6 protein-coding genes are annotated in these 7,319 nt (G+C 66.6%); 2 read left to right on the forward strand and 4 right to left on the reverse strand.

Going from position 1 to position 7,319, the window contains the following annotated elements:
- Positions 1-58 precede the first annotated feature (58 nt).
- From proX to proV, 3 genes are read right to left on the reverse strand one after another with little or no spacing between them, the layout of a single operon-like run.
- Positions 59-1,075, reverse strand: coding sequence for a glycine betaine/L-proline ABC transporter substrate-binding protein ProX (gene proX / locus DBV14_RS01960; protein ID WP_124457518.1), 1,017 nt, complete (start codon positions 1,073-1,075; stop codon positions 59-61).
- A gap of 23 nt (positions 1,076-1,098) precedes the next feature.
- A complete protein-coding gene (gene proW, locus DBV14_RS01965) occupies positions 1,099-2,289 on the reverse strand; it encodes a glycine betaine/L-proline ABC transporter permease ProW (RefSeq protein ID WP_124457519.1) in 1,191 nt (396 codons plus the stop codon).
- Positions 2,290-2,316: 27 nt separating this feature from the next.
- Entirely contained in the window at positions 2,317-3,579 is a 1,263-nt protein-coding gene (gene proV / locus DBV14_RS01970) for a glycine betaine/L-proline ABC transporter ATP-binding protein ProV (RefSeq protein ID WP_124457520.1), read from the reverse strand.
- A 554-nt stretch (positions 3,580-4,133) separates the two neighbouring features.
- Between proV and fumC the strand changes: the two genes are divergently transcribed.
- On the forward strand, positions 4,134-5,531 hold the full coding sequence (gene fumC / locus DBV14_RS01975; RefSeq protein ID WP_124457521.1) for a class II fumarate hydratase: 1,398 nt from the start codon (positions 4,134-4,136) through the stop codon (positions 5,529-5,531).
- Between the two features lie 78 nt (positions 5,532-5,609).
- Here the strand turns inward: fumC and DBV14_RS01980 are convergent, their stop codons facing one another.
- The gene (locus tag DBV14_RS01980) at positions 5,610-6,227 is read right to left on the reverse strand and encodes an NAD(P)-dependent oxidoreductase (RefSeq protein ID WP_124457522.1); all 618 of its coding nucleotides are present in this window, start codon (positions 6,225-6,227) and stop codon (positions 5,610-5,612) included.
- A gap of 113 nt (positions 6,228-6,340) precedes the next feature.
- Between DBV14_RS01980 and DBV14_RS01985 the strand changes: the two genes are divergently transcribed.
- Positions 6,341-7,258, forward strand: coding sequence for a LysR family transcriptional regulator (locus tag DBV14_RS01985; protein ID WP_124457523.1), 918 nt, complete (start codon positions 6,341-6,343; stop codon positions 7,256-7,258).
- The last annotated feature ends 61 nt before the right edge of the window (positions 7,259-7,319 follow it).

Raw genomic sequence — 7,319 nt, forward strand, 5'->3', positions numbered from 1 at the left:
GCGTCGCCCCGAATGAAACTGAACAGCAGCGCCCCCGCAAGAGACAGCAGACAGGCGCCTACCGAGCCGCAGCCCGAGCCTCCGCGACCCAGCCGTCGAACAGCGCCTGATGCACCCGAATCCAGCCGTCGGTGTGGCGCTCCACGTCCTGCTGCGTGTTCGCGCCCTGGCTCATGCGCAGGTTCTGGGCGTTGATGTCGCCGATGGGCAATTTCATCACCTCGAACAGCTTGCCCGCCGCCGGGTTTTTCTCGACGAACGCCTTGTTCGCCACGATCTGCTCACGGTTCGCCTCGAAGCCGTAGTTCTTGCCGTTCGGCAACTGCGTGTCGACGTTCTCGCCGCCCTGCGACGACGAGAACGGCACCTGCAGCCACACCACGTCAGCACCCGGGCGCAGCACCGCGCTCACCCAGTAAGGCGTCCACGTGTAGTACAGCACCGGCTTGTCCTGCTTGAAGCGGGCAATCGTGTCGGCCATCAGTGCCGCATAGCTGCCCTGCTTGTGCGTCACCGTGTCGCGCAACTGGTAGGCCGTCAGGTGGTTCTCGATGGCAAGCTCGCAGCCCCAGCCGGGGTTGCAGCCCGTCAGGTCGGCCTTGCCGTCGCCGTCCGCGTCGAACAGCTTGGCAATCGCCGGGTCCTTCAGCTGCGCGATGTTCGTGATGTTGTATTGCTCGGCCGTCTTGCGGTCGATCAGGTAGCCCTGCACCGCGCCGTCCGAGTACACGCCGGTGCGCGACAGCTTGGCGTCGCCGCCGCTGTTCTTGTAGAAGTCCGCGTGCAGCAGGCTCCAGTGGTTGGCCATGAAGGTGGCGTCGCCATTGGCAATGGCCAGGTGCTCGGTGGCGGGCTCCAGGTCTTTCATGGGCTCGACGGTGTAGCCCAGCTTTTCGAGCGCGCGCGACACCAGCAGCGTCTGGAACGCTTCTTCGGCGAGCGAGCTTTTCAGCGGTTGCACCTTGATGCCCTTGCCGGGCAGGTCGTTGCCGCCGGCTTGTGCGACCGCGCCGAAGGCGACAAGGCCAAGGGCCAGCAGGCTGCGTGCGATGCGCAGATGGGTTTTCTTCTTCATGCGTCGGACTCCTTCGTGGCCGCTCATTGCGCTTGCGTGGACAAAGCGGGAACGGGCTCGTTCGCACCGCGCGAAGGCGTGCCCACCAGGCGCTGCAGCAGGCGCAGCGCAAAGCCGGCGGGGCCGGTGTGCCACCAGCGGCGTCCGGCGCTGCGGCGCGACTTGCCCATGGCCTGCGTCAGCCGGTCGAGCGAAATCGCCAGCAGCACGATGCCCAGGCCGCCCACGGTCGCCAGGCCCATGTCGAGCCGGCCGATGCCGCGCAACACCATCTGGCCCAGGCCACCCACGGCGATCATCGAGGCGATGACGACCATCGACAGCGACAGCATCAACGCCTGGTTGATGCCGGCCATGATCGACGGCATCGCCAGCGGCAGCTTCACCTTCACCAGCATCTGCCAGGGCGAGGCGCCGTAGGCGCGCGCCGCTTCGATCAGGTCGGGCCGCACCTGGCGCAGGCCCAGGTTGGTCAGGCGCACCAGCGGGGCCAGCGCGAAAATGATCGTGACGATCACGCCCGGCACGTTGCCGATGCCGAACAGCATCACCACCGGCACCAGGTACACGAAGGCAGGCGTGGTCTGCATCGCGTCGAGCACGGGGCGCATCAGGCGTTGGGCCCGGTCGCTGCTGGCCAGCAGCACGCCCAGCGGCAGGCCGATGACCATGCAGAAGACTAGCGAGGTCAACACCAGCGACAGCGTGACCATGGCTTCGGGCCAGATGCCGAGCATGGCCACCAGCAGCAGCGCGACCGAGGTGCCGATGGCGAGCGCGCGGCCGGCGAACTGCCAGGCCAGCAGGCCGATCAGCGCGATCATGGCCAGCGTGGGCAGGCCGGTCAGCAGGCCCTGCACCCAGTTCAGCGTGCTGTCGATGGGCAGGCGCACAGTCTGGAAGAAGGGGCGGAAATGCTCGACCACCCAGCCCAGGCCCTGGTTGATCCAGGCTTCGACGGGCAGCGAGCCGTCCCACAGGCGGTGGAGTTGAAAGCCATTGGTGGCGGCGTCGGCCGAGCCGGCTGCCAGCTGATGGGCGGCGTTGGCGGGCGCGTCGAGCCAAGCGCTGGTGGCCGATGCATCGGGCGCGGCCGACAGGGCTTCCCACGGGTCGACGATGGGTGCGGGCGCCGGTGCTGGCACCTGCGGCGTCAGGGCGGTGGCGGCGTCGTTCAGCGGCGTGAATTCGGAAGGCAGTGCGGTGTCGTTCATCAGAAAAAATCCTTCGAAGTCAGTCGGTCAGGCGGCGGCCACGGTGGCAGTGACGGGCAGGGGTTGCTGGGGCTGGTGCGCCGGGTCGATGGGCGGCGTGTCGCGGTCGAGGAACTTCAGCAGCGTCGTCTTGCTGATCGCACCGCAGAAGCGGCCATCCGCCGCGACCACAGGCACCGCGCAGGGCGCCTGGCCCACCTGGCCGATGAGTCCCGCCACGGGGGCGTCGGCCTCGATCACGCCCAGGTCGTTCAGGAACGCATGGCGCAGGCCGAGCGGGCCCGAATGCCCGTCGAGCGCCGCGCGCAGCGTGTCGGCCGACACGGTGCCCAGGTAGCGCTTGTTCGGGCTGGTCACGTAGGCGTAGTCGCGGTCCTGGTCTTCCAGTTGCTTCAATGCCGCGCGCGCACCGCGCTCGGGGTGCTCGCACACCACGGTGAGCGACTTGCGCGCGATGTCCGCCGCCTTGAACACCGCCGCCGCGTCCACGCCGCGCACGAAGCTGCGCACGTAGTCGTCGGCGGGGCTGCGCAAGATTTCGTCGGGCGTGCCGACCTGGATGACCTGCCCGTCTTTCATGATCGCGATGCGGTCGCCGATGCGCATGGCTTCGTCGAGGTCGTGCGAAATGAAGACGATGGTGCGGCGCTGCTCCTGCTGCAAGCGCAGCAGCTCCGATTGCATCTCGGTGCGGATGATCGGGTCGAGCGCCGAAAACGCCTCGTCCATCAGCAGGATCGACGGGTCCGATGCCAGCGCGCGCGCCAGGCCCACGCGCTGCTGCATGCCGCCCGACAGCTCGTCGGGGTAGCTGTCGCCCCAGCCCGCCAGCCCCACCTGCGCCAGCGCCAGGTCGGCCTGCGCCAGGCGTTCCTTCTTGCCGGTGCCCGAGAGGTCGAGGCCGAAGGCCGTGTTCTCGCGCACGGTCATGTGCGGCATCAGCGCGAACGACTGGAACACCATGCTGATGTCCTTGCGGCGCAGCGCGCGCAGCTTGGCGTCGGAGTGTTCGTTGATGTCCGCGCCGTCGATCACGATGCGGCCGGCGGTCGGCTCGATCAGCCGGTTCAGCAGCCGCACTAGCGTCGACTTGCCCGAACCCGAGAGACCCATGATGACGAAGATTTCTCCGGCCTGGATTTCGAAGGTGGCGTCGAACACGCCGATCGACTGGCCCGTGCGCGCCAGGATTTCCTTCTTGGAAAAGCCTTGCCGGACCAGCTCCAGGGCTTGCTCCGGCTCGTCGCCGAAAACCTTGAAGACGTGGTCGATGAGAATTCCTTTGGCCATACGCAGGGGGCTCCTTGTGAAGGGTGGACACAGCGCCGCCCCGAAGAGCGGCAACGGCCACGCCATCAGCCGATGGGCTGCCCGAACAGAGCGCGTGATTGAATGCGCGTGCAATGGCCCGGCGAGCCGCAAAGGCTGCCGACAGGCACTGAAGACGACGTGGCGACGAAACCAGTGCCCGCCGGATGCTTCATTCGCAGAGCGGCGGGCCTGGTCGAGGGGCGCCGCCTGGAAGAGCGTGACGTGGCAATGGGGCCGGAAAAATCCGGCCGGTTTTGCCGGGCTAAGCCCGGCGGATGAACCTGGCACCGCGACGGGATTCAAGATCCGCGAGTAGTGCCGGTGGGACCTACAGCGTCATCAACATGACTTATAGGTCCTCGAAAGCCTTCGATCATAACTTTTTGGCATGATGGCTGTCAATGCTGGAGGCGTAAGGCGATGTCAGAGAAGATGCAAAGTCCTCGTCAGATGCGAGCCATTCCTATCGGGCGATACTCGACGCCGCGCCCGGCGAGCGGGCGCGCTTTTTCCAAGACTGCGGAGCTTTTCTCATGACGACTTCCCCCAAGACCCGTGCCGAGCGCGACACCTTTGGCCCGATCGACGTGCCGGCCGACAAGCTGTGGGGCGCGCAAACGCAGCGCTCGCTGCAGAACTTCGACATTTCCGGCGAACAGCAGCCGCGCGAGATCATCAAGGCGCTGGCCCAGGTCAAGCGCGCATCGGCCGTGGTGAACCACGCGCTGGGCCTGCAGGACGAAAAGAAGACCAATGCCATCGTGGCCGCGGCCGACGAAGTCATTGCCGGCAAGCACCCGGGCGAGTTCCCGCTGGTGGTGTGGCAGACCGGCTCAGGCACGCAGAGCAACATGAACGTCAACGAAGTGCTGGCCAACCGCGCCAGCGAACTGCTCGGCGGCGAGCGCGGGGAAGGGCGCCTGGTGCACCCGAACGACGACGTCAACCGCAGCCAGTCGAGCAACGACGTGTTCCCGACCGCCATGCACGTGGCGGCCGTCGAGGCCATCACCCACAAGCTGCTGCCCGCCATCGCCAAGCTGCGCGGCACGCTGGCAAAGAAGGCCGAAGACTTCGCCGACATCGTGAAGATCGGCCGCACCCATCTGCAGGACGCCACGCCCCTCACGCTGGGCCAGGAGTTCTCGGGCTACGTGGCGCAGCTGGCGCACGGCGAAGCGCACGTGCGCGCCGCGCTGCCGCACCTGAGCGAACTGGCGCTGGGCGGCACGGCTGTCGGCACCGGCCTCAACGCGCCCAAGGGCTACGCCGAGCAGGTGGCCGCCGAACTGGCGAAGATCACCGGCCTGCCTTTCGTGACCGCGCCCAACAAGTTCGAAGCCATGGCCAGCGTCGATGCGCTGGTGCATGCCCACGGCGCGCTGAAGACGCTCGCCGCCAGCATGAACAAGATCGCCAACGACGTGCGCTGGCTCGCCAGCGGCCCGCGCAGCGGCATCGGCGAACTGAGCATTCCCGAGAACGAACCCGGCTCGTCGATCATGCCGGGCAAGGTCAACCCGACGCAGAGCGAAGCCGTCACGATGCTGGCCGCGCAGGTCTTCGGCAACGACGTGGCCATCAACATCGGCGGCGCCTCGGGGAACTTCGAGCTGAACGTGTTCCGCCCGATGGTGGCGCACAACTTCCTGCAGAGCGTGCGCCTGCTGGCCGACGGCATGGTGAGCTTCAACGACCACTGCGCCGTGGGCATCGAGCCGAACCGCGAACGCATCACGGAACTGGTTCAGCGCTCGCTGATGCTGGTGACGGCGCTGAACACGCACATCGGCTACGACAAGTCGGCCTACATCGCCAAGAAAGCGCACAAGGAAGGCACGAGCCTGCGTGAAGCAGCAATCGCCTCGGGCCATCTCACGGCCGAGCAGTTCGACCAGTGGGTGGTGCCGGAGAACATGACCGGTCGCTGATCCGTTTGACCCAATGACAAAAGGACCCGCGAGGGTCCTTTTTTCGTTGCCGGCCGGGTCGGCCGGCCGATCGATTGATCAGTACCCGATCGTGTAGCGCTGGCGCGAGTGAGCGGGCTTTTCCAACTCGTCGATGAACGCGATCGCGTAGTCTTCGAAGCTGATCCAGCTGCGGCCTTCGGCGCTCACCAGCAGGTCGTCCTTGCCCAGGCGGAACTTGCCCGTGCGCTCGCTTTCGACGAACTCGGCGGAGGGCGACAGGAAGGTCCAGTCAAGCTCCTTCTCGCTGCGCAGCGCGTCGAGAAACACGCCGCCGGCCGTGGCTTCGGCACGGTAGGCGTCGGGGAAATTCGGCGTGTCGATCACCTTCAGGCCGGGCGCCGCGAACAGGCTGCCCGCACCGCCGACCACCAGCAGGCGCTTCACGCCCGCGCGCTTGACGGGGCCGATGATGGCCGCGGGCGGCACGGTGGCGAAGTGCGCGGCGCTGAACACGGCGTCGTGGCCGGCCACTGCCTTTTCGAGCGCGGCGGCGTCGAGCGCGTCAACGTCGACGGCCTTCACGTTGGCGCGGCCCGAAAGCGTTTCGCTGGCCTTGCGCGCAATGGCGGTAACGGTGTGGCCGCGACGCAGCGCTTCTTCGAGAAGGCGGCCACCGGCGCGTCCGGTGGCTCCGATGATGGCGATGTGGCTCATGAGGAACTCCAGTCAAAAAGAAAAAGTTTGGAAGGGATGAACCGCATCTTAGGTTTCTGCTTTCGAAAGAAATACCTCGAAATGCGCGCTTGTTTATTTCTAAAATCGTTCGAATGGACCGATTGAACGCAATGCGGGTGTTCGTGAACGTGGTGGATTCGGGCAGCCTTTCGGCCGCCGCTGACAAGCTCGACATGTCCCGCCCCGTCGTCACGCGCTACGTGGCCGAACTCGAGCAATGGACCGGCGCCCGGCTGCTGCACCGCACGACCCGCCGCCTGAGCCTGACGGCGGCGGGCGAAGAACTGCTGCCGCGTTGCCGCCAGGTGCTGGAGCTCACCGGCGACATGCAGGCGGCAGTGCGGCATCCGGCCGAAGCGCCGCGTGGCCAGTTGCGCATCACGGCCAGCACTTCGTTCGCGCAGGCGCAACTGGCCCAGGCCGTGGCCGACTACGTGCGGCTGTACCCGGGCGTGGCAGTCGACCTGGTGCTGCTCGACCGCGCGGTGAATTTGGTCGACGAGCGCATCGACCTCGCCATTCGCGTCGCCGTGGAAATAGACCCCAACCTCATCGCACGCCGCCTCACGGTGTGCCGCTCGGTGGTCTGCGCCTCGCCGGCCTATCTGCAGGAGCATGGCAAGCCGATGCGCGTGGAAGAACTGGCCCAGCGCAATTGCCTGACCCATTCCTACTTCGGCCGCAGCCTATGGAACTTCACGCGCAAGGAAGACGGGGCGCCGGTGTCGGTGGCCGTGGGCGGCAACGTGTCGACGAACGATGCAGCGAGCCTGATGTACCTGGCGAGGGCGGGGGCGGGCGTCGCGATGTTGCCGACGTACCTGACGGCGAAGCTGGTGCAGGCGGGGGAACTGGTGCCGCTGTTCACCGATTTCGAGCCGCAGGTCGTAGGCATGTATGCCGTCTATGCCTCTCGCAAGCACATGCCGGCAACGTTGCGCACGATGCTCGACTTTCTGGCCGAGCGGTTTACCGAAGTGCCTGCTTGGGACTTGCCGCACGCGGCGTGAAAACCGTTCGTCGCGTTTGTGCTGGGAGCGCTGCTGTTGGGTTCATTCAGGGCATCGCTCA

This window comes from Variovorax sp. KBW07 (assembly GCF_003852515.1).
In the GTDB taxonomy this organism is placed as follows: Bacteria; Pseudomonadota; Gammaproteobacteria; order Burkholderiales; family Burkholderiaceae_C; genus Variovorax.